At 64.4% G+C, this 20102-nt stretch carries 19 protein-coding genes and 1 pseudogene; 5 read left to right on the forward strand and 15 right to left on the reverse strand.

The window, feature by feature from the left end; translation table 11 throughout:
* The first annotated feature begins 15 nt into the window (after positions 1-15).
* The 3 genes from ACZZZM_RS12310 to ACZZZM_RS12320 all read left to right on the forward strand — a co-directional run bounded on the left by ACZZZM_RS12310 (position 16) and on the right by ACZZZM_RS12320 (position 2339).
* Positions 16-1344 carry a dicarboxylate/amino acid:cation symporter gene (locus ACZZZM_RS12310; protein WP_463595386.1) on the forward strand — a complete coding sequence of 443 codons (1329 nt, stop codon included), beginning with the start codon at positions 16-18 and terminating at the stop codon, positions 1342-1344.
* Between the two features lie 98 nt (positions 1345-1442).
* Entirely contained in the window at positions 1443-2009 is a 567-nt protein-coding gene (locus tag ACZZZM_RS12315; RefSeq protein WP_463595387.1) for a hypothetical protein, read from the forward strand.
* Between the two features lie 9 nt (positions 2010-2018).
* Entirely contained in the window at positions 2019-2339 is a 321-nt protein-coding gene (locus ACZZZM_RS12320; RefSeq protein ID WP_463596483.1) for a hypothetical protein, read from the forward strand.
* Positions 2340-2476: 137 nt separating this feature from the next.
* Here the strand turns inward: ACZZZM_RS12320 and ACZZZM_RS12325 are convergent.
* From ACZZZM_RS12325 to ACZZZM_RS12345, 5 genes and pseudogenes are all read right to left on the reverse strand, one after another.
* Positions 2477-2734: pseudogene (locus ACZZZM_RS12325) on the reverse strand (nuclear transport factor 2 family protein); the annotation flags it as partial.
* Positions 2721-3344, reverse strand: coding sequence for a glutathione S-transferase family protein (locus ACZZZM_RS12330; RefSeq protein WP_463595388.1), 624 nt, complete (start codon positions 3342-3344; stop codon positions 2721-2723). The pseudogene ACZZZM_RS12325 and the gene ACZZZM_RS12330, both read right to left, overlap by 14 nt.
* The gene (locus tag ACZZZM_RS12335; protein ID WP_463595389.1) at positions 3341-4171 is read right to left on the reverse strand and encodes a class I SAM-dependent methyltransferase; all 831 of its coding nucleotides are present in this window, start codon (positions 4169-4171) and stop codon (positions 3341-3343) included. The genes ACZZZM_RS12330 and ACZZZM_RS12335 overlap by 4 nt, the downstream gene beginning before the upstream one ends.
* A 213-nt stretch (positions 4172-4384) precedes the next feature.
* Positions 4385-5473: a recombinase RecA gene (gene recA, locus ACZZZM_RS12340; protein WP_463595390.1), complete on the reverse strand. Its 1089-nt coding sequence runs from the start codon at positions 5471-5473 to the stop codon at positions 4385-4387.
* A 150-nt stretch (positions 5474-5623) separates the two neighbouring features.
* Positions 5624-5986, reverse strand: a complete 363-nt coding sequence (locus tag ACZZZM_RS12345) for a hypothetical protein (RefSeq protein ID WP_463595391.1) — start codon at positions 5984-5986, stop codon at positions 5624-5626.
* Between the two features lie 107 nt (positions 5987-6093).
* Between ACZZZM_RS12345 and ACZZZM_RS12350 the strand changes: the two genes are divergently transcribed.
* Positions 6094-6816: an MOSC domain-containing protein gene (locus ACZZZM_RS12350; RefSeq protein WP_463595392.1), complete on the forward strand. Its 723-nt coding sequence runs from the start codon at positions 6094-6096 to the stop codon at positions 6814-6816.
* A 129-nt stretch (positions 6817-6945) separates the two neighbouring features.
* Here ACZZZM_RS12350 and ACZZZM_RS12355 read toward each other — a convergent pair whose 3' ends face one another.
* From ACZZZM_RS12355 to dapA, 10 genes are all read right to left on the reverse strand, one after another.
* On the reverse strand, positions 6946-7182 hold the full coding sequence (locus ACZZZM_RS12355) for a hypothetical protein (RefSeq protein WP_463595393.1): 237 nt from the start codon (positions 7180-7182) through the stop codon (positions 6946-6948).
* Positions 7161-7592, reverse strand: coding sequence for a hypothetical protein (locus tag ACZZZM_RS12360; protein WP_463595394.1), 432 nt, complete (start codon positions 7590-7592; stop codon positions 7161-7163). Before ACZZZM_RS12360 ends, ACZZZM_RS12355 begins: the two co-directional genes overlap by 22 nt.
* 301 nt (positions 7593-7893) lie before the next feature.
* Positions 7894-9465 (reverse strand): hypothetical protein, encoded by a 1572-nt coding sequence (locus ACZZZM_RS12365; RefSeq protein WP_463595395.1) that lies wholly within the window; start codon positions 9463-9465, stop codon positions 7894-7896.
* Positions 9466-9557: 92 nt separating this feature from the next.
* A complete protein-coding gene (locus ACZZZM_RS12370) occupies positions 9558-9905 on the reverse strand; it encodes a response regulator (protein WP_463595396.1) in 348 nt (115 codons plus the stop codon).
* 39 nt (positions 9906-9944) lie between these two features.
* Positions 9945-12335, reverse strand: coding sequence for a hybrid sensor histidine kinase/response regulator (locus ACZZZM_RS12375; RefSeq protein ID WP_463595397.1), 2391 nt, complete (start codon positions 12333-12335; stop codon positions 9945-9947).
* A 163-nt stretch (positions 12336-12498) separates the two neighbouring features.
* Positions 12499-14580, reverse strand: a complete 2082-nt coding sequence (locus ACZZZM_RS12380; protein WP_463595398.1) for a M13 family metallopeptidase — start codon at positions 14578-14580, stop codon at positions 12499-12501.
* A 155-nt stretch (positions 14581-14735) separates the two neighbouring features.
* Positions 14736-15332 carry a DUF2062 domain-containing protein gene (locus tag ACZZZM_RS12385; RefSeq protein WP_463595399.1) on the reverse strand — a complete coding sequence of 199 codons (597 nt, stop codon included), beginning with the start codon at positions 15330-15332 and terminating at the stop codon, positions 14736-14738.
* Positions 15325-15807: an SsrA-binding protein SmpB gene (gene smpB / locus ACZZZM_RS12390; RefSeq protein ID WP_463595400.1), complete on the reverse strand. Its 483-nt coding sequence runs from the start codon at positions 15805-15807 to the stop codon at positions 15325-15327. The genes ACZZZM_RS12385 and smpB overlap by 8 nt, the downstream gene beginning before the upstream one ends.
* A 63-nt stretch (positions 15808-15870) precedes the next feature.
* Positions 15871-16947 carry a hypothetical protein gene (locus tag ACZZZM_RS12395; protein WP_463595401.1) on the reverse strand — a complete coding sequence of 359 codons (1077 nt, stop codon included), beginning with the start codon at positions 16945-16947 and terminating at the stop codon, positions 15871-15873.
* A gap of 95 nt (positions 16948-17042) precedes the next feature.
* A complete protein-coding gene (dapA, locus tag ACZZZM_RS12400; protein WP_463595402.1) occupies positions 17043-17924 on the reverse strand; it encodes a 4-hydroxy-tetrahydrodipicolinate synthase in 882 nt (293 codons plus the stop codon).
* A 71-nt stretch (positions 17925-17995) separates the two neighbouring features.
* On the opposite strand from dapA, the gene ACZZZM_RS12405 reads away from it, so the two are divergent.
* A complete protein-coding gene (locus tag ACZZZM_RS12405) occupies positions 17996-20002 on the forward strand; it encodes a lytic transglycosylase domain-containing protein (protein WP_463596437.1) in 2007 nt (668 codons plus the stop codon).
* Positions 20003-20102: the final 100 nt, after the last annotated feature.

Consider the following 20102-nt stretch of genomic DNA (forward strand, 5'->3'; position numbering starts at 1 on the left):
ATCAGAGGATGACGCGTGGGCAAGCGACTGACATGGTGGATCATTGGCGGGCTGCTGCTCGGCGGTTTGCTCGGCTGGGCACTCAACGCGGCCTATGACGATGGCGGCGCGGGCACCGAGCAGCTGAAGACGATCGCGGGATATCTCGACATCCCGACGCAGATGTTCCTCCATTTGATCAAGATGATCATCGCGCCATTGGTGGTCTCCACCCTTGTCGTCGGCATCGCGCATATGGGCGGCGGCAGCGCGATCGGGCGCGTCGGGCTCAAGGCATTCGTCTGGTTCGTCGGCGCCAGCTTGGTCTCGCTGACGCTCGGTCTGATCCTCGTCAATCTGCTCCACCCTGGCACCGGGCTCAACCTGCCTTTGCCCGATGTCGCGGCCGGCAGCGGCGTCGACCGCTCGAACTTCGACGTCGCCAAGTTCTTCATCCACATTGTGCCGACCAGCGCGATCGATGCGATGGCGACCAACGACATCCTCCAGCTCGTGATCTTCTCGCTGTTCTTCGGCGTCGGGCTTGCCGCAGTCGGCGAAAAGGGTGCGCCGCTCGTACGCGGGCTCGAATCGCTGGTCGCAGTGATGCTGACCGTTACCGGCTATGTGATGCTGTTCGCGCCGGTCGCGGTGTTTTGCGCAGTGGCACGGACGCTGGCCACCAAGGGCCTGGGCGTAATCGGCGATTTGGCGTTCTTCATGGGCAGCTTTTACATCGGCCTCGCGGTGCTCTGGACCGTGCTGCTCGCTGCATGCTTCATGTTCGTCGGGCGGCGGACGGGCACGCTGATCCGCTATCTGCGCGATCCGATCCTGCTTGGTTTCTCGACCGCTTCCTCGGAAGCCGCCTATCCGCGGACGCTCGATGCGCTTGATCGCTTCGGCGTGCCGCCCAAGATCGCCAGCTTCGTGCTGCCACTCGGCTATTCGTTCAATCTCGACGGCTCGATGATGTACATGACCTTCGCGTCGATCTTCATCGCGCAGGCTTATGGCATCCATCTCGACTGGGCGACGATGATCCAGATGCTGCTGATCCTGATGATCACCAGCAAGGGGATCGCCGGCGTGCCTCGCGCCAGCCTGGTGGTGATCACCGGCACGCTTGCGCATTTCAACATCCCGGAGGCAGGCATCCTGCTGATCCTCGCGGTCGATCACTTCCTCGACATGGGCCGCACCGCGACCAACGTGATCGGCAATGCCGTTGCCAGCGTCGTGGTCGCCCGCTGGGAGGGGCAGCTCGATCCGCCGCAGGATCCTGCGCTAGAGGTCAGGCCGGTGGGCGCTACGCCGGGGCCCGACGCCGACAGCTTCGAGGATTACGCCGCGCCTAAGGCGTAGCGGAACCGCGGTCCGTCCGACTCGGTCGGGATCGTCCTCGACTCCGTGTGCGCGGCGTGAAACCTTCGCTCTCGCGACAGCGATCGGGGGAATGCGGGATGGTGGCGCTTGCACGGGATTGGAAACGGCTCTGGCAGCGGGCGGCGGCGCTGCTGTTGCCGATGCTGCTGCTCGGCGCCTGCACGGTCACGATGGTGCCCGCCTATGACGAGCAGATCGATACCGGGCTGACGACGCTCTATGGCGACACTTCGGCATTCGTCGATCGGATGGTTGCCGCAGCTGGCACGCCCGCGGGCAGCTACGCGGCCAATACCGGATTCTATGACGATGCCGACGGGCGCGTGGCGGCCCTAGTAGTCCGCGCCGAGGCGCACCGGGTGCTCAAGGATTGCCCGACGAGCAAGGTGGTCAACGCCGCGCTCAGCCTGGCCGCGATCCCAGCCGATGTGCGTGGGCAGATCGGTACCTTGCCCAAGGACGATTGCCAGGTCGTATTGATGCGGCTGGTCCAGAGCGGCTTCAAGCGGATGCGCACGATCCATCAGATTCAGGCCGATGCCGGCTTCCCGCCCTCGGCGCAGGGCCAGTTCATCGAAGGCGGCGTCGGCGCGCAGCTGCGAGCGGCGATCACGGTCGAGATCGCCAAGCGCGCGGCGAAATAGGAGGGCGAGATGGCAGTCGACACCAACAATCTGTTCAACCAGATGGTCGCGGCCGGCCAGGGGCTGGCGGGCGGGATCTGGCAGCAGATGCACAGCTTCGCGATCCCCGAGCTCAAGAAGATCGCCAATCAGATCGGCAGCATCGCGGGAAGCGGGTTCAAGCCCGAGGCGATGATCGAATTGTTCAAGTTGCAGGTCGATGCGGCAGTGGCGGTGATCGTCGCGATGACCGCGCTGGCGATGCAATTAGTGCAGGACGCGATAAACGCGATCCTGGGCGCGGTGAAGGATCTGATCAACGGCGCAGTGGGGATTCCACTGGTGGGGTGAGCGCTCGTTGCGTCACGAAGGCGCGGATGCGGAGCAATGTGCTGCCCTGACCTGCCATCCGGCGCCGGATGGCTCCCAATCCTCGTATAAGCGAAGGCGCCGTCAAACACTTGCCCGGCATATGCGCCAGCCAAGGTCGCTTGCAGCGTAACGATCGCCACATTGCCGAGCGGACGGACTTCGACATTGCTAGTGTCGATGCACTGGATATCCAGCAGCCCGGACTGGTGCGCGGCCAGGTCGTCCTGCTTGCCGAGGCGCATGCCATCCTGGTTGGTGAAAACCAGATCGTCGGCAAGAAGGGCTTCCAGAACGCCGATGTCGCTGGCCAGCATCGCGGTGCGGAGTAGCTCCTCGCATCGCCCGATCTCGGCAAGAATGTCAGGCATAGGCATAGGGCCCGCCGGCAGCGAGGGCAGCCTGGTAGGCGGGGCGGGCGTGGATTTTCGTGAGCCAGGCAGCGATATTCGGGCGACCCTCGGTGGCGCCGGCGCGGGCGACTGCGGCTTCTAGGGGGAAGCTCATCATGATGTCGGCCGCGGTCATCTCGGGGCCGGCGAACCAGGGGCGTGCCGCAAGCTCGGCTTCGACATAGTCGAGATGAACGTCGATCATCGGCTTGATCTTTTTCTGCGCGGCCTTGCCGAACAAAGGCACGCGGCTGAGCACGAGCTTGAGCAGCAAGGGCGGCATCAGCGAACCCTCGGCATAATGGAGGAACTGGCGGTAACGCAGCGCATCTTCGCGGTGCGCGGGCGCGCCGAGGCGGCCATCGGCCTGCTCGACGATATATTCAACGATGGCACCGGTTTCGGCGATAACCCGGCCATCATGTTCGATTACCGGCGACTTGCCGAGCGGATGAATGCGCCGGAGCTCGGGCGGGGCGAGCATGGTCGCCTTGTTCCGCTGATAGCGCTTGACCTCGTAGGGAAGGCCGAGCTCCTCGAGCAGCCAGAGAACGCGCTGTGAGCGGCTGTTTTCGAGATGGTGGACGATGATCATGCGGGGTCTCCGGCTGTTGCCGTCCATATCCATGCGCTGGCGGCAAAAGTCACGACGCCATCGCTGACGTGATCCGCGAATGCGGCGCGGAGCGATCGCTGCATCGCCGTGCGTTGATCGGGCGCGGCGGCGGCGATGGCGCGCGCGGCGGGACCGATGCGCAGAAAATAGCCAAGCGCCTCCTCGACCGGATCGGCACCTGCACCCGCGACATAATCGAAATCCACGATCTCCGCGGTCGCATTGGTCCAGCCTGCCTGGGCCAGCATGTCGCGCGTGAAATCGGCATCGGCCAGACCATAAGGGCCGGGCACATAGCCCGAGGGCGCCGGCGCGGTGGCGCCGATCGCGGCCTCGGTGACCAGGGTCCACTGGTTGAAGGCGCGCCGGCGGAAGCAGGAGAAGATCAGCTTTGCGCCGGGGCTGGCCGCATTGCGCAAGGCGGAGAAGCCGGCGACGGGATCGGCGAAGAACATCACGCCGTGGCGCGAGAAGAGGAGGTCGGCGTTCAGCGGACCTAGTGCCTGTGCGTCAGCGACGCGGAATGTCAGGTTGGAGAGGTCCGCGGCGCGCTGTTGGGCAGTCTCGACCAGAGCCATAGAGAGATCGATGCCGGTTACCGACAGAGCCGGACGCGCGGTGGCTAGCGCGATCGACGTGCCCCCTGCCCCACAGCCGATATCGATGGCAGTGCCGATCTCGGGCGCCTCGGCGAGGATCGCGGCATCGAGGCGACGGGAAAGGCCCGCGAAGCTGCGATCGGTGCGACGCCATTCATCGGCCCAGGCGTCGCCGGTGCGGCCGCTCCATTCTAATCCGACCGTCATGCGCCCTTCCCGGCCTCCGCTATTAGATTCACAGTTTTCCCGCGAATCGTGACATTAAGTTGCGCGCCCGCGACCCAAACGGAAAGACCCGGCGCAGGGCAATGCGCCGGGTCTCCAATGGGAACCAAGTCCCGTGACCGCTGGCCCGGCGCGGGCAAGCACCGTCGCGGCCTCAATCTGAATGTTCCGAATGTTCGCAGTGACCAAGGGATCTTAGAGATCGTCTTCGCTGCCCTCTGCATCAGGCTCGGGGCCGGCCATCATTTCCTCGGCGACCTTCTCGGTGCGCGTGCGGATCGCCTTTTCGAGGCGGGCGCAGACGTCCGGATTTTCCTTGAGGAAAGTCTTGGAATTCTCACGGCCCTGGCCGATGCGGATGCTGTCATACGAGAACCAGGCACCCGATTTCTCGACCAGCCCGGCCTTGACCCCGAGATCGAGGATCTCGCCGATCTTCGACACGCCTTCGCCATACATGATGTCGAACTCGACCTGCTTGAACGGCGGCGCGACCTTGTTCTTGACGACCTTCACCCGCGTGGTGTTGCCGATGATATCGTCGCGATCCTTGATCTGGCCGGTGCGGCGGATGTCGAGACGAACCGAGGCGTAGAATTTCAGCGCATTGCCGCCGGTAGTGGTCTCGGGATTGCCGTACATCACGCCGATCTTCATGCGCAGCTGATTGATGAAGATCACCATGCAACGCGAGCGGCTGATCGAGCCGGTCAGCTTGCGCAGCGACTGCGACATCAAGCGGGCCTGGAGGCCGACATGGCTATCACCCATCTCGCCTTCGATTTCAGCACGAGGAACCAGCGCGGCGACCGAATCAACCACCAGCACGTCGATCGCATTCGAGCGAACCAAAGTATCGACGATCTCGAGCGCCTGCTCGCCGGTATCGGGCTGCGAGACGATCAGCTCGTCGATATTGACGCCAAGCTTCTTGGCATAGACCGGATCGAGCGCATGCTCGGCATCGACGAACGCCGCGACGCCACCGGTCTTCTGTGCTTCGGCAATGGTGTGCAGCGCCAGCGTGGTCTTGCCCGAGCTTTCGGGGCCGTAAATCTCGATCACGCGGCCGCGTGGCAGTCCGCCGACGCCAAGTGCAATATCGAGCCCCAGCGAACCGGTCGAAATCGTCTCGACCTGCATCGCTTCCTTCGAGCCGAGGCGCATCGCGCTGCCCTTGCCGAATGCACGATCGATCTGCGCGAGGGCAGCTTCGAGCGCCTTCTGCTTCTCGGTAGTTGGAGCTGCCATGTTGCTGTCGATGACCTTCAGAGATGCCGCCATTTTCGATGCCCTCGCCACTTGAAGATGTCTACCGTAATCGTTGATGTTGACGCCTTCGTATCGTGTTTGTTCTCATAGAACAAGAGCGGAACATAATTTATTTCGCAGGCATGGACTTGGTTTGCTCAGCGCGCAGCATCTGGCGGGCGCTCAGCCGGGGCAGCGATCGACGATCTTGCCGGTGATTCGCTTGCCGCCGGCGATCAGATCGGGCCTGACGCGCATCCCCGCCGCGAACAATCGGTCTATCGAAGCCTTATATTCCGGGCCGCACATGCCGGAGATGAAATCGGCCGCCCAATCGGTGGCGGCGACTTCGGGCGGGGTTTCGAAGCCGATGATGACCAGCGGCCCCTCTGCCCGCGAATCGCGTATCCACACGCCGGGTTGAACTTCCCTGGGCGCGCCGATCCCCTGGGCGACAGCCGCCGCGGCGGCGACCGGATCGATATCCTGACTCGCAGCCGGAGCACCCAGCCCCATCGCCAGCGCAACAAGCATTTCAAAAATCATGATCGTCCCCTCCCCAAGGCTAGCCAGCTTGTCGCAGACGCCGCACGCGATCAAGGCTTCCGATGCGGCCATTGCAGGCGTGTCGCGACGGCGTTAGCCCGGTATGGATGCAGGAAATCATCGGCACTGTCGCGGCGCTCAACCGCTTTCCGGTCAAATCGATGGCCGGAGAGCCGTTGCAGGTGGCCGAGATCGATTGGCAGGGCGTGGAGGGCGACCGGCAATATGCCTTTTACTATCGCGAGAGCCGATCGCGCTTTCCCTGGCTGACCGCGCGCGACGTTTCGGCGCTGGTGCAGCATTCGGCGCGATTTGCCGATGCCGATGCGCCGCGTACCGCGAAGGTCGAAGTGGTGGCGCCCGATGGCTGGCGTGGGCATATCGACGACCCCGAACTGCTCGAGCGACTCTCGGCGGCGGCGGGTGCACCGGTGGGGCTGATGCAGTTGGCGATCGGCGCATATGATTCGATGCCGGTATCGGTGGTGACCACCGCGGCGCACCATTGGGTCGAGACCGCGCACGGCTCGGCGCTCGACATGCGGCGGTTTCGCTCGAACGTCGTGATCGAGAGCGATCATTCGCAGACCGAATGGGCGGGCAAGCGAATCGCGTTCGGCGAGGCCGATGCGGAAGGCGGCGCGGAACTGCTGATGACCGACGGCATCCCGCGCTGCGCCATGGTGACGATCGATCCGGACAATGCGGCGCGCGACGCGAGCGTGCTGCGGACGGTCGCGCAGCAGTTCGGGAATGCTTACGGGGCGTATGCGGCGCCGGCGAAGAAGGGGCTGGTGCGCGTGGGGGATGTGGTTCGGTTGGTGGATTGAGGGCGGCAGAGCGCCGGGTCTCGTATCATCCGAACGCCGATGCTGAAACCAGGCGCGGGATATTTGAAACTAATGCGTCGCGGCGGCTCCGCGTAAAGCTGCAATGCAGGACCGCCGCATTCCTAGCATTCAGTTCAGCACGCACCTGTTGAGCGAATAACCTTCGCCAAAGTTCTCATTGATGGCTTCGCAAACAAACGAAACTTTGCCACCCTTTTTAAGTGCACCGATTTTGTCGCCGTCGGAAGCCGCGAATGACGCTGAAACCAGCTTCGAAATATATTCCTCGTTCTTACCGACAATCTGGATTGCCGGGCTCGCGGCGTTGCCACTGAAATCATTGATCACTTCATCTTTGAAGGCCAAGCGGTGCCCGCCATACTTTTCCCTGCTGCGATCTTGTTGCCTTCCATATCGGCCCAAACGCCCTTGATGGTCGCTGCCAGAATAGGAGCGGCGGCGTTGTCTACCCGCTTACCGTCGTTGTTGAAGGTATCGGCGCTCATCGCTTGGCCGACTGACTGCATTCCCTTTACCCAACTAAAGCAGATGAAGAGAGCGATTGCCCCGGTGACGACGCCAGCGATTGCCAGTGAGCGTGAGGGTCGGAAAAGGGCGATTATGCCGAAAAGAACGGCAAGCGGCGCCAACAGCCACGACGCTAGGCCAATGATCGGAATAAATGACATAACTAGAGCGATCAGGCCCAGGATAAACGCGGCCTTGCCAAGCGCATTGTGATCCGGCTTCACCTTGTCTTGGAAATCATTTGCCATCGTTTCCCCCATTTCTAGCGAGCGTAATCGCGGAGAACTTGAGTAGTCAATGTTGCGAAATTGATAACCCGCCTCTGAGAGTCAGAGGGCCAACACTGCGGATTGTCAGAAAAAACGCGAGCGGCGCGAGCGGCTGCATGCAATGGGATAACTTCGGGGTAGCTCCATTGGCGTCATCTCCGCGAAAGCAGGGACCAAGGGTTCCAAGCGGTACCCTGCGCGGCTCTGGTTCCCGCTTTCGCGGGAATGACGATTCCCACAGCACCCGGGCCGTTAACCCGATGTGTTCATGGCGCTGAGCCTACCGCTTCGTCTCGGTCGAGAAGATGAAGGTGTAGTCCGAGGCATATTGCGGCGCCGTGGCCGGGCTTTGCATGCGGCGGAGGCCGTTCGGCTGGGCCTGGAGGAGCTTGGGCGACGCGATCGAGGCGTAGACGTGGCAATCCATGCAGGAATTGCTGGTCTGCTGAAAACTCTCCATCGTCGTGTTGGCGACGATCGCGCCGGGTCCGCCGCTCACGCCCTTGGGCATCGGATTGCCCTGCGTCAGCGGGACCTTCTGGCCCGGAGCGAAGGGGTTGCCCGGGCTTTGCGGCCATTGGACGTTGATCAGGCGATAGTAATTGAACACCGATTTGGCGGGCAGCAGGCTCCAATACCAGGCAGTGACTGAGTTCGCTGCGGAATCGACCGGGTTGATCCGCGTGATCTGCATCGGCGCGTTATAGGGCTGGCAGGTCTTGGGATCGGTGCCGAGCAGGCAGCGCGTGGGCGCGGCGTTATGGACGCATTTGAAGGCATTGTTCGCGGGCACGCAGGTGGGGCTGAAGAAGGTGTAGCCCGGCGAAGGCTGCTGGTTGGGATTGGCCGGCAGCGTCGGCGCCTTGAAGCCGCCGCCCGCCGCCTCGTCCGGGCTGTTGTCGATATGCTCGAAGGTCGACCAACTCCATTGGTTGCTCGGGAAGCGCTTGCGGGCGATGTGGAGCCCGGTGAGGCCGACGGTGACGGTGCGCGTCGCCTTGGTGACCGGATCGACGATCTCGGCGGTGGCAGTCTTGTAGCGATAGTTGAGCGAGCCATCGGCGGGGAGCGGGGTCCAGGATGCCTTGATCTCCATCGCGCCGACGCCGTCGCCGAATTGCGTGACGTTCCCCGCGCAATCGGTGTCGCTCCAGCCGGGCTGATTGCCTTCGGGCAGAACGAGGCCACCGCGTAAGGGGCCCTTGGGGGGAGGATTGATCGGGGGACCGTCATTGGGAATGACCTGACCCGGTTGCGTCACGCAGGCGAGCTGGCCCGCGGCGGTGGTAAGGTCAAAGCCCTTTTGGGTGGTGATGAATTCGAACTCGTCGCGGTTCATCATGACTTCGTAATAGGTGATGTCGCCGCGCTGATTGGTCAGCCAGTGATGCCCGCCGCCGGCCTGGGTGATGTCGCTGAGATCGAGCGGGCCGAATTTGGAGGTGCGGCTGAGCTGCTTCACCGCGGGGCGCTTGTCGAGCCATGTGCCCTTGAGCACGGGGCCGAAGACGTTTGCGGCCTCCATATAGGTTTCCCACACCGCCGGCGTGGTGCCGGTGCCGAAAGTGGCGGGGCCGGCGGCGGGATCGGGATAGCCGGGCTTGGCGGGATCGGCCTGCCAGTTGAGCGCGACGAAGCTGGCCCAGGCGAAGCAATCGACTGCGGTTTCGCTGGTGCCGACATTCTGGGGAATCGCCGAGGAAAGCGCCGCAGCGGACGGCCCACAGGGATTCTGCGCCGCTGTGGCCTGCTGCGCGGGCTTGGTGTTGCAGGCGCTGAGGCCAAGCAGAGCGACCAGGCTGGTGCCGATCAGCGCGAATCCACGCGTACGAAGTTGCAATACCGCTCTCATGCCGCCCTCCCCTGCCGCAAATCGATAGGGAGGAAGCTACACTAAACGCCAAGTAACCCCGCGGGGTTTTGCTGCCATTATGGCCGAATTACTTACAGGCCTTCGAGTGCCTTCTGCACCGAATCCATCGTGAAGGGCTTGGAGAGCACGGGGCGCTCGCGATGCGCATCGGCGATGGTATCGCCGCCGCCGCCGGTGGCGATGACGAAGGGAATGCCGGCCTCGGCGAGCTTGTCGGCAATCGGCCAGCTGACTTCGCCGGCGCGCAGATTGACATCGAGGATCGCGCCGTCGCAATTGCCTTCTTCGATCAGCGCCAGCGCCTGCGAAACGGAATCGGCGGTGCCGGCGACCTCATGTTCGAGTGCGTCGAGGAAATCCTCGAGCATCATGGCGATCAGGGGTTCGTCCTCTACGATGAGGATACGCTTGGCAGACATGGCCGCCCAATTGCAGATAAGATTCGTTACGCCAAGCGCTTATTTCGCAGCGAGAACGTCGCGCGCGGCCTCCGCAAGTTGCTGCACCGAAAAGGGTTTGGGGAGGAAGGCGACATTGTCGATGTCGATCGACTTGCGGAGCTGCTCCTCGGCATAGCCGGACATGAACAGGATCGGCAGATCTGGCCATTTGGCGCGGATGTGGCGGGCCATGGTCGGGCCGTCCATCAGCGGCATGACCACGTCGGAGACGAGCAGATCAGGCTTTTCGAGCCCGTCGAGCATCTCCAGCGCGACCTCGCCATTCTCGGCGGCGATGACGGTATAGCCCTGCTTCGCGAGCGCGCGTTCGGCGACGGCGCGGACCATGTCTTCGTCCTCGACCAGCAGGATCGTGCCGGTGCCCCAGGTGTCCGTCGGCTTGGCCTTGGCCGCGGGAAGCTTCGGCGCGACGGTGGCTTCGGCGGCGGCATGGACCGGCAGATAGATGGTGAATTCCGCCCCGCCGCCGGGCTGGTTGTCGGCGAAGATGAAGCCGCCGGACTGCTTGATGATGCCATAGACCGTGGACAGGCCAAGTCCGGTGCCCTTGCCGACTTCCTTGGTGGTGAAGAAGGGCTCCCAGATCTTCGGAAGGATATCATGCGGAATGCCGGTGCCAGTGTCGGAAATGCGCAGCGCCGTGTAATCGCCGACGGGGAGGACATCGTCGTCCATCTGGCGAACTTGCGCGGCACTGACGGCGAGTGTCTCAATGGTGAGGGTGCCGCCGCTGGCATTGGCCGCGAGCATCGCATCCCGGGCATTGACTGCGAGATTGACTACGACCTGCTCGAGCTGGCCGGGATCGGCGCGGACCGGCCCCAGATTGCGGCCGTGCTTGACGTTCAGCACCACGGTCTCGCCAAGCAGCCGCTTGAGGAGGTTGGAGACTTCCGAGATCACGTCGGGAAGCTGGAGGACCTGAGGGCGCAGCGTCTGCTGCCGCGAGAATGCGAGAAGCTGGCGGGTGAGCGAAGCGGCGCGGTTCGAATTGGCGCGGATTTGCTGGATATCGTCATAGTCGCCATCGCCGGGCGAGTGGCGCATCAACATCAGGTCGCAATGGCCGATGATCGCGGTGAGGATATTGTTGAAATCGTGCGCGACGCCACCGGCGAGCTGCCCGACCGCCTGCATCTTGGTGGCCTGCGCGACCTGGCGCTTGAGCTTGCCCTCCTCCCCCGAATCCTTGAGGCTGATCAGCACCGCGGCATCGCCCAGCCCGCGCGCGCCGGCGATGGTGATCGCCACCGGCTCTTCGGGAGCATCCATCAGGCGGACGGTCATCTCGGCAGATTGCGCAGCACCACTGGCGAAGCGGCGGACGGCATCGGCGAGTGCCGTCTTGTCCTCGCGGACGACAAGGTCGCCGGGGTAGAGCGGCGGGGCGGCGGCGTTGACGCGGGTAGCCTTGACGAACGCGTCGTTCATGCTGACGAAGCGCCCGTCGCGATCGACCAAAGCGAGGCCCGAGGGCAGCAATGCGATCAGCGAACGGACATGCGCGGTGGCGCTGCCGCCAATCGCAGGCGCGGCGGCGGCGCCCTGCTCCTCGTCGAGCAGGGTGACGAGGAGCGGCGCGTCTTCGCCGTCGAGGAACGGGATCTGGAGGACGCGAAGCGGGGTTCCGCCCAGCCCTTCGCGTTCGAAGCGGACGAGGCCGGCGCTGTCGGTGATCAGGAAGCGGGCGAAGTCGCGGCCCTCGGCGGGAGTATCGGCATTGCCAAGAGCGCGGAGGCGGAAAACGCGGTTGGCGGAGCGGATGCGGCCCTCGGGCGTGACCATCACGGTCATGATCCCGGAGCTGCCCAATCGGTCACCGGTGCTGCCATCGATGATCGACTCGACTTGTGCGGCGAGATCGAGCGCCTGGACGCCGATGAAGCGCCATACCAGCAATTCCTCACCAACGCGGGCGACGCGGGCCGAGACGGGGGCGCCGAAGACCTGGATATTCTCCGCCCTGCCCTCGCCGTCGCGCCAGGCAGCGCGGGCGGCGGCGCCGAGGGCGGCTACCGATGCGTCGCTGACCGGCAGGCTCGGCGGGGTCGGCCAGCCGGCGAACAGCGCTTCGTAGCGGCTGTTGGCGCAGACCAGGCGGCCGGCGCGGTCGGTGACGGCAAGTGCGTCGTCAGAGGCGGCGGCGAGCGCGTGGGCGACGGCCCAGTCGGTCGGGGCCTCGGCAGTGTCGTCGCTACGGAGCAGGCGGTGCGCGGCGAACAGCGCGCCGGCTGCGAGCAGACCGGCGGCGAGGAAGCCGACCGCCACGGCGCGGTCGTCGAGAGTGAGCAGGACGATCGCGGCCGCGAGGAAGCCGGCGCCGATCGCCGCCGCGAAGGGCAGCAGCGCGCGGGGGTTTTTTGCAGGGCTGAGGGGCAGCGAGGCCATGGGCGTACCGATGTTCGGTCGTGTGGGGTTGGTCAAGCTTCATTCCCTCTCCCGCCGGCAGATGGAGGGAGGTGCGCGGCGCCGGAAGGGTTAGGGTGAGCGGCACGTCGCCCTCACCCTTCCCACGCCTTCCCTCCCCCGATGGGAGAGGGAGTTCAGGACGTCACCAGATCCGGACGCGCTTTTCGGGGGTGAGGAACAGCTTAGAGGCCGGCGCTGGCGCGAAGGCGCCGTACCACGGGTCGAGATTGCGGACGACCCAGGCGCGTTGTTCGCTTGGCGAGTGCGGATCGGTCAGCAGGCGCTGGCGGAGGTTGGCTTCGCGGTAGCTGCGGCGCCAGACCTGCGCCCAGCCGAGATAGAAGCGCTGGTCGCCCGAAGTGCCGTTGATCACCGGCGCCGGCTGATCGCCGAGCATGTGCTTGTACGCGTCATAGGCGACGGTGAGGCCTGCGAGATCGGCGGTGTTCTCGCCCAGCGTGAGCGCGCCCTGCACGAACTTGCCCGGCAGCGCTTCATATTTGTCATATTGGGCGACGAGCTGATCGGTGCGCGTCTTGAACGCCGACACGTCCGCGGGAGTCCACCAGTCGGTAAGGCGGCCGGCCATGTCGTATTTCGCGCCCTGGTCGTCGAAATGGTGGCTCAGCTCGTGGCCGATGACTGCGCCCATGCCGCCATAATTGATCGCGGGATCGGCGTTGGGATCAAAGAAGGGCGGCTGCAGGATCGCGGCCGGGAAGGTGATCGCGACCAGACCGAAATTGGCCTGGGCGTTCACGGTCATCGGGTTCATCCCCCATTCCCAGCGGCGGATCGGCGTGCCGAGCTTGGAGACGCTGTCCTCATGCTTCCACTGGGCGACGCGCAGGCTGTTGCCAAAGGCATCATCGGGCGCGACGCGGATCGCCGAATAATCCTGCCACTGATCGGGGTAGCCGATGCGCGGGGTGAAGGCGGCGAGCTTGGCATGCGCCTTGACCTTGGTTTCGGGTGACATCCAGTCGAGCGCATCGATCCGGCGGTCCATTGCGGCGATGATGTTCTTCACCATCTCGTCGACCGCCTTCTTGGTCTCGGGCGGGAAATAGCGCGCGACATAGATTTTCGAGAGATCGTCGGTCAGCGCGGCAGTGGTGAAGTCGACTGCGCGCTTCCAGCGCAACTGCTGCTGCGGCGTACCGGCCAGCGTCGTGCCGAAAAAGGCGAAGCGCTCATTGTCGAAGGCGCTCGGCAGCACTTGGGCATAGGTATCGATGCTGCGGACCAGCAGCTGATCCCTGAGCACGCCGACCGGCGCATTGTGGATGAGCTTGGCGATGCCGGTGACTGCGCTCGGCTGGGCGACGAGGACATAGGGCGCCTTCTGCGCGCCGATGGCGGCGACATAGGCCTGGAAATCGAAGCCGGGCGCGCGCTTGGCGAGGTCGGCCAGGCTCATCTTGTTATAGGTCTTGTTGGCATCGCGGCTGTCGATCCGCGTCCAGCTGACCTTGGCGATCTCGGTCTCGAACGCCAGGATCGCCTTGGCACGTGCCAGAGCATCGGGCTCGCCGGCGAGCGTCAGCACATTGGCGAGATGCTTTTCATACGCCGCCTTGGCTTCGGCCAGCTTCGGATCGGCCGAGAGATAATAATCGCGATCGGGCATGCCGAGGCCGCTCTGCGACAGGTTCAGCGCATAAGTGTCGGGGTCCTTGTCGTCCTGGCCGACATAGCTGGCGAAGGGCGTGCCAACGCCGTTGCGCTTGGCCTGGGCGGCGAGCGCGGCATAGCCGGTCTTGGACTTCAGGCCCTTGATCTGGCCGAGCCAGGGCTGGATCGGGGCAAGGCCGCGCGCTTCGATCGCGGCGGTATCGAGATAGGCCGAATAAGCGATGCCGATCTTCGAGGCGGGATCGTTCTTGGCTTCCTCGATGATGCCGCGAGTGCGCTCCTGGGAGAGATCGGAGAGCAGGTTAAACGCGCCGTAATCCGCCTTGTCGGCGGGGATCGGAGTGTTCTTGGCCCAGGCGCCATTGGCATAGGCGTAGAAGTCATCGCCTGGCGCGACAGAGCGGTCCATGCCGGCCTCGTCAAAGCCGAAGTCACCGAAAGTGGGCTTGGCGCGCGCGGCCTCGGGGGCGGGCGCGGGATCGGTGATCGGCTGGACTTCGGTGACCGGGGGAGCCGAGTTGTTCTGCGCGCAGCTGGCGAGGAGCATGGGCGCGGCAAGGAAGGTGGTGGCGAGCAATGAGATGCGCATTTTTGTAAATTTCCCTGAGGGATTCGGATGCGCCGTCTTACGCGGATGATACAGGCGGTCAATTCGCCTTTCCCTCTCCCGATGGGAGAGCGGGCTTAGCGAAGCTTAAGAAGGGTTTGGGCAGCGATTTGCCCCGCCCTCATCCTTCCCACTCGCTACGCGAGCGGGCCACTTCCCTCTCCCGATGGGAGAGAGATTTTGGCAGCGCGTTCCCTGCTGCGGCGGCGCCATTTGCCGGCGATCCACAGGCGCCAGCACAAAGCTGCGATGACATAGCTGAGCACGCCACCGATGATGGCGCATTCCGCCATGCCGATTGCCGTAGGCAGCCCGACATCGGCGGCCAGCCAATGCAGCCAGCCGGCATCGACGACTGCGGTCTGCACTTCGGGCGCGTTCCGGCCGGTGAAAGCCAGAGTCCAGCTGCCGACCTTGTAATAGAGGATCAGCAGGAACGGGGTGGTGAGGGGATTGGTGAAGAAGGTGGTGAGCGCCGCGGCGGGCACGTTGGCGCGGAGCGGCAGCGCCAAGATCGCCGATGCAGGGATCTGGCCCATCGGGATGAGGATACCGGTGAACATGCCCAGCGCAATGCCGCGCGGGATCGAGCGCCGGGTCATCCGCCATAGCGACGAATGCAGCACCCGGTGCGCAACGGGCTTCAGCCAGCGGTTCGATTCGAAGCTTTCGGGTGTCGGCCAATTGCGCTGGACCCACGCGCGGAAACGGGGTCCGAGGCCGCGCTCAGCCACGGTCCCGGAGGATGCGACCCTGCTCGCGCTTCCAATCCTGTTCCTTGGCGGTGTCGCGCTTGTCATGCGTCTTCTTGCCCTTGGCCAGCGCGAGTTCGACTTTCGCGCGGCCCTTTCCATTGAAATAGATGGAAAGCGGAACGAGCGTCATGCCCTGGCGCGCCACCGCGCCATGGAGCTTGTTTACCTCGCGCTCATGAAGGAGCAATTTACGGGGGCGCTTGGGCTCGTGATTGAAGCGGTTTCCGTGCGAAAATTCGGGAATGTTGGCATTGACCAGCCAGACCGCGCCTTCGCTGATCTCGGCATAGGATTCCTTGATCGAGCCTTCGCCGCCGCGCAGCGACTTCACTTCGGTGCCAGTGAGCGCAAGGCCCGCCTCATAGACCGTGTCGATGAAATAATCGTACCGCGCGCGCCGGTTCTCGGCGACGACCTTGGTTTTCTCGAAAAGGACTGGACGGGGACGGGCCATGGGAAGCGGGCATGTAGGGGCTTGTGGGCGCTAGGGGAAGTCAGCTTCCGACAGGAAACGGTGTCAGCCGTCACCGATAGGAAGGGGTGTCAGCGCGTTGATGATCGCCTGGGTCGCCTCGGGATAGGTCGCGAGCGGCTTGCCGGGCAGCCTGACCGGGCGCGTGCACAAAGCGCGCGAGAAATCCGAAACCGTGTCGCTCCATTGCATGGCGGCATGCGGCAGCGGCAGCACCTGGTATTTCTGGGGATCCGGGGTGATGCGCACCATATTGTCGAAACGCTGTTGCGGGCGGGCGCCGCAGCGGACCTGGATGACTATCATCTGGAGCGGCTGCAGCTTGCCCACCTTGGTGTGGATCGTGCGGGCCGAAGTGAAATAATTATAGGAATAGATCGTGTCGGCGCCCTGCCAGACCGAACTCAGATCGACAAAGCCGCGCTCGACGACGCTCCTGTAAAGATTCTCGTGGAAGATCAGCGGCTGGGCAAGCGGAACGAAGCCGGTCTCCGCCACGCCGGGCACGCGCTTATAGGTCGGCCAGACCTTGATACCTGCCATCGCCTGACCGCCTGCATGGACCGCACGCGCGCGCGCAAACGCCTCCATCATCCCGCCTTCGCTGGTCCAGGGAAATTTCTGCACGTCGGGATTGGAGAGCGGCGTGGTGTCGGCAGCTTCGGCGAGCATAATGCCATAGGGAGCCCAGGGCCGATCGAGGCTGAGCTTGGCTTCGGGCGGATTGCACATCGCCTTCACCAGCCACGAGTCCACCGGCACCGTCAGCTTGGGCGTGGCGAGGAGCAGGCGCTCCCCTACCGGATCGCCGTCGCGCGTGAGCGGGTGATTGCCGCTTTCGCTCGTCGCGCGGTGATGCGTGCCGGTGGGGCAATGCAGCCGGATGCGCATCCATTTCTGATTGGCGGAGAGGCCGATGACCTTCCAGGGCTGCGCATATTTGATCGTGGCGAGGGCATCGGCCCAATCGCCCGCGCGGCGAACCGTGTAGCGGTTGATCACGAGGATATTATCCAGCGGCGTACCGAGCTGGTATTCCGCCATAACCTGGCCTTGCGCCGCGGCCGGAGGAATCGCGCCGAGCGACAGACCGAACCCAGCCATGAGCAATGCGCGCAACATCCGGCCTCCCCTTATTGCGGAGAAGCTATCGAAGCGTGGCGGGCGTCACAATGGCGAGAGGCTTTCTAACCGGATTTGTCATCCGGCGCCGCGCTTCAGATCAGCCCCGCGCTCGCCAGCGCCGCATCGACTGCGGCGCGGCTCGCTTCGTTGGGCTCAGTCATCGGCAGGCGCAACTCGGTCGGGAAGCCGGGGCGGACCTTGCCGAGCGTGTACTTCACCGGGCCGGGCGAGGCATCGGTGAACATCGCGATATGGACTGCGAACAGCCGGTCGTGGAGTTCGAGCGCCCTGGCATTGTCCCCGGCGGCGCAGGCGGCCTGGAATTCGGCGCAGAGGCGCGGGGCGACGTTTGCGGTGACCGAGATGCACCCCACCCCGCCCATCGCATTGAACGCCAGAGCAGTCTCGTCATTGCCCGACATCTGCGCGAAATCGGGTCCGCAGCCCAAGCGATGCTCGGTGACGCGCTGGAGCTGGCCGGTGGCGTCCTTGATCCCCACGAAACGCCCGGGCAGCTCGCGGACGATGCGCGCGACGGTGGCGGGCTGGATGTCGGTAACGGTGCGGCCGGGCACGTTGTAGAGCACGATCGGCAAGTCGGTCGCGTTGGCGACAGCTTCGAAGTGGCGGAAGATGCCTTCCTGGCTGGGGCGGTTGTAATAGGGCGGCACCATCAGCACGGCGTCTGCGCCCGAATCCCGGGCGGCATTGACGTTGCCGATCGCGACCTGGGTATCGTTCGAGCCGGTGCCCGCAAGGATCTTGACCCTGCCCTTCGCCTGATCGGCGCAGACGCGGACAACCTCGAAATGCTCGTTCTTGGTGAGCGTCGCGGCTTCGCCGGTCGTGCCGACGGGAACGAGCGCCGAGGAGCCCTCAGCAATCTGCCATTCAACCAGTGCGCGGTAATCCTCTTCCGCGAACCGGCCATTGCGGAACGGCGTAACCAGCGCCGGGATCGAGCCGGAGAACATGGTCCCAGAATCTTCCTTAATCGGGGAAATGAGGGCTGGCAGATAGGAGCGACTTGCGTATCATGTCCAGCATGCTGGCTTCGGTGTTGAAGAGTACGTTGCTGCTTGCGGGGGTTTCGGGCGTTGCCGCCTCGTCGCAGCTTACCCAATCACAGGCTGCCTGGTACGCCCAGGCTCTTGAAAGCGGGGTGCCGCGGCTTGCCCCGGCCTATATCCAGTCAGATCAGCTGAGCAACGCGCTGGTCGAGTGGAAGCGGCTCCAGCAGTCCGATAATTATCCTTTCTCGGATTACGCCAATTTCATGCTCGCGCATCCCGGCTGGCCCGGCGAGACGAGCCGGCGCGCGGCGGCTGAAACCGTGCTGGAGAGCGGCACCTTCGCGCCCGGGCTGGTCATGCGCTTCTTCGAGCGCTTCGCGCCGCTGACCGCGGCCGGGCGACTGCGCTATGCCGAGGCGCTGGCGGCATCGGGCAAGCGCGCCGAAGCCGACGAGCAGGCGCGCCGGGCATGGCGGACGGGCTCACTGCGCCCGACCGACGAGACCAGGCTGATGGGCGCATTCATGTCGGCGCTTACGCCCGCCGACCATGACGCGCGCGCCGACATGCTGATCTGGAAAGGATCGACGACTGCGGCGACGCGGCAGCTTTCCTATGTTTCCCCTTCCAGGCGCGCGTTGTTCGAAGCGCGGATCGCGTTCCGCACCAAGGCCGCGGATGCGGCCGAGCGCGGCGCTGCCCTTATGGAGCAAGGGCGCGGCGATCCAGGCTATATCGCCGACCGCGCACGCTGGCTGCGCGATACCGGGCAGAGCATGGCGATGCGCTCCTATCTGGCGCAGCCGCGGCGGCTGGCCGCCTTCCCCGGCGATGTCGAGGGATGGTATGAAGTGCTGCTGCTCGCCGCGCGCGCAGCGGCGGCGGACGGGCAGAACGGTGTCGCCTATCAGATCGCCTCGCAGGTCGATGACGCCTATCCGGCGGGGACCGATATCAGCGACCGGCCCTATGGCGAGCGTGACGATTATACGAGCCTGACTTGGCTGGCGGGCACGGTGGCGCTGGAGAAAGCAGGCCGTCCGCGCGACGCGATCGGCATGTTCGACCGCTATTCGCATGGCTCGAAGACGCCGCAGACCCAGTCCAAGGGGCTGTATTGGGCCGCACGCGCCGCCGATGCGGCGGGCGAGCAGGCGACGGCGCAGGCCTATTACCAGCGCGCGGCGGGTTTCCCCGATCTCTATTACGGCCAGCTCGCCTCCGAACGGCTAGGCAAGTCGCTGCGGCGTCCGCCCGATTTCAATGCGCGGATTGCCGACAATGCGGTGCGCGAGGCGTTCTTCCGCAAGGAGATCGTCCGCGCGGCGCAACTGCTCGGCACGATGGGCAACCGGCAGGACCAGAGCCTGTTCGTCCGCAAGATCGCCGACGACGCGACCAGCGATACCGACCATGTCCTCGCGGCCGAGCTCAGCCGCACGATCGGCCGGCCCGATCTAGGTGTAATGGTCGGGCGCAGCGCGCTCCAGAACGGTCTGTCGGACTATACCGCCGCGGGCTACCCCTCGGTGCGCGTGCCCGAGGCGCAGGCGGATTATTGGACGATCATCCATGCGATCGCGCGGCAGGAGAGCCAGTTCGATCGCGCCGCGGTGAGCCATGCCGGCGCGCGGGGGCTGATGCAGCTGATGCCGGGCACTGCGCGCGAGCAATCGGGCAAGCTGGGCCTCGCGTACAATCGTGATTCGCTGACGGTCGATACCGATTACAATATCCAGCTCGGTTCGAGCTATTTCCAGCGGATGCTCAACCTGTATGGCAGCTATCCGCTAGCGGTGGCGGCGTATAATGCCGGGCCGGGCAATGTGAACAAATGGCTGCGCGCCAATGGCGATCCGCGCTCGGGCGGGATCGACGTGGTAACCTGGGTCGAGCGGATTCCGATCTTCGAGACCAAGAATTACGTGCAGCGCGTGCTCGAGAATGCCGTGGTGTACGACTTGCTCAATCCCGAGCGGGCGCGGAGCAAGGGGCCGGCGAATTTGAGCTGGTATCTTGGGAAGAACCGGCCGGGTTGAGGTCTCTTCCTCCACCGTCACCCTGAACTTGTTTCAGGGTCCAACCCTCTACATGCTATGCCGTCGCGTGTTGCGCGTTGGATGCTGAAACAAGTTCAGC

It is taken from the genome of Sphingomonas sp. AC522 (genome assembly GCF_979258125.1).

Coding starts and splice junctions, on each gene's coding strand:
- ACZZZM_RS12360 (WP_463595394.1), bottom strand. CDS start 7,592: ATGGCAAATGATTTCCAAGACAAGGTGAAGCCGGATCACAATGCGCTT.
- ACZZZM_RS12370 (WP_463595396.1), bottom strand. CDS start 9,905: ATGTCTGCCAAGCGTATCCTCATCGTAGAGGACGAACCCCTGATCGCC.
- dapA (WP_463595402.1), bottom strand. CDS start 17,924: ATGTTCTCCGGCTCGATCCCGGCGCTGGTTACGCCGTTCCGCAATGGC.
- ACZZZM_RS12345 (WP_463595391.1), bottom strand. CDS start 5,986: ATGATTTTTGAAATGCTTGTTGCGCTGGCGATGGGGCTGGGTGCTCCG.
- smpB (WP_463595400.1), bottom strand. CDS start 15,807: ATGGCCCGTCCCCGTCCAGTCCTTTTCGAGAAAACCAAGGTCGTCGCC.
- ACZZZM_RS12380 (WP_463595398.1), bottom strand. CDS start 14,580: ATGCGCATCTCATTGCTCGCCACCACCTTCCTTGCCGCGCCCATGCTC.
- ACZZZM_RS12350 (WP_463595392.1), top strand. CDS start 6,094: ATGCAGGAAATCATCGGCACTGTCGCGGCGCTCAACCGCTTTCCGGTC.
- ACZZZM_RS12365 (WP_463595395.1), bottom strand. CDS start 9,465: ATGAGAGCGGTATTGCAACTTCGTACGCGTGGATTCGCGCTGATCGGC.
- ACZZZM_RS12315 (WP_463595387.1), top strand. CDS start 1,443: ATGGTGGCGCTTGCACGGGATTGGAAACGGCTCTGGCAGCGGGCGGCG.
- recA (WP_463595390.1), bottom strand. CDS start 5,473: ATGGCGGCATCTCTGAAGGTCATCGACAGCAACATGGCAGCTCCAACT.
- ACZZZM_RS12335 (WP_463595389.1), bottom strand. CDS start 4,171: ATGACGGTCGGATTAGAATGGAGCGGCCGCACCGGCGACGCCTGGGCC.
- ACZZZM_RS12405 (WP_463596437.1), top strand. CDS start 17,996: ATGCTGGCTTCGGTGTTGAAGAGTACGTTGCTGCTTGCGGGGGTTTCG.
- ACZZZM_RS12320 (WP_463596483.1), top strand. CDS start 2,019: ATGGCAGTCGACACCAACAATCTGTTCAACCAGATGGTCGCGGCCGGC.
- ACZZZM_RS12375 (WP_463595397.1), bottom strand. CDS start 12,335: ATGGCCTCGCTGCCCCTCAGCCCTGCAAAAAACCCCCGCGCGCTGCTG.
- ACZZZM_RS12330 (WP_463595388.1), bottom strand. CDS start 3,344: ATGATCATCGTCCACCATCTCGAAAACAGCCGCTCACAGCGCGTTCTC.
- ACZZZM_RS12395 (WP_463595401.1), bottom strand. CDS start 16,947: ATGTTGCGCGCATTGCTCATGGCTGGGTTCGGTCTGTCGCTCGGCGCG.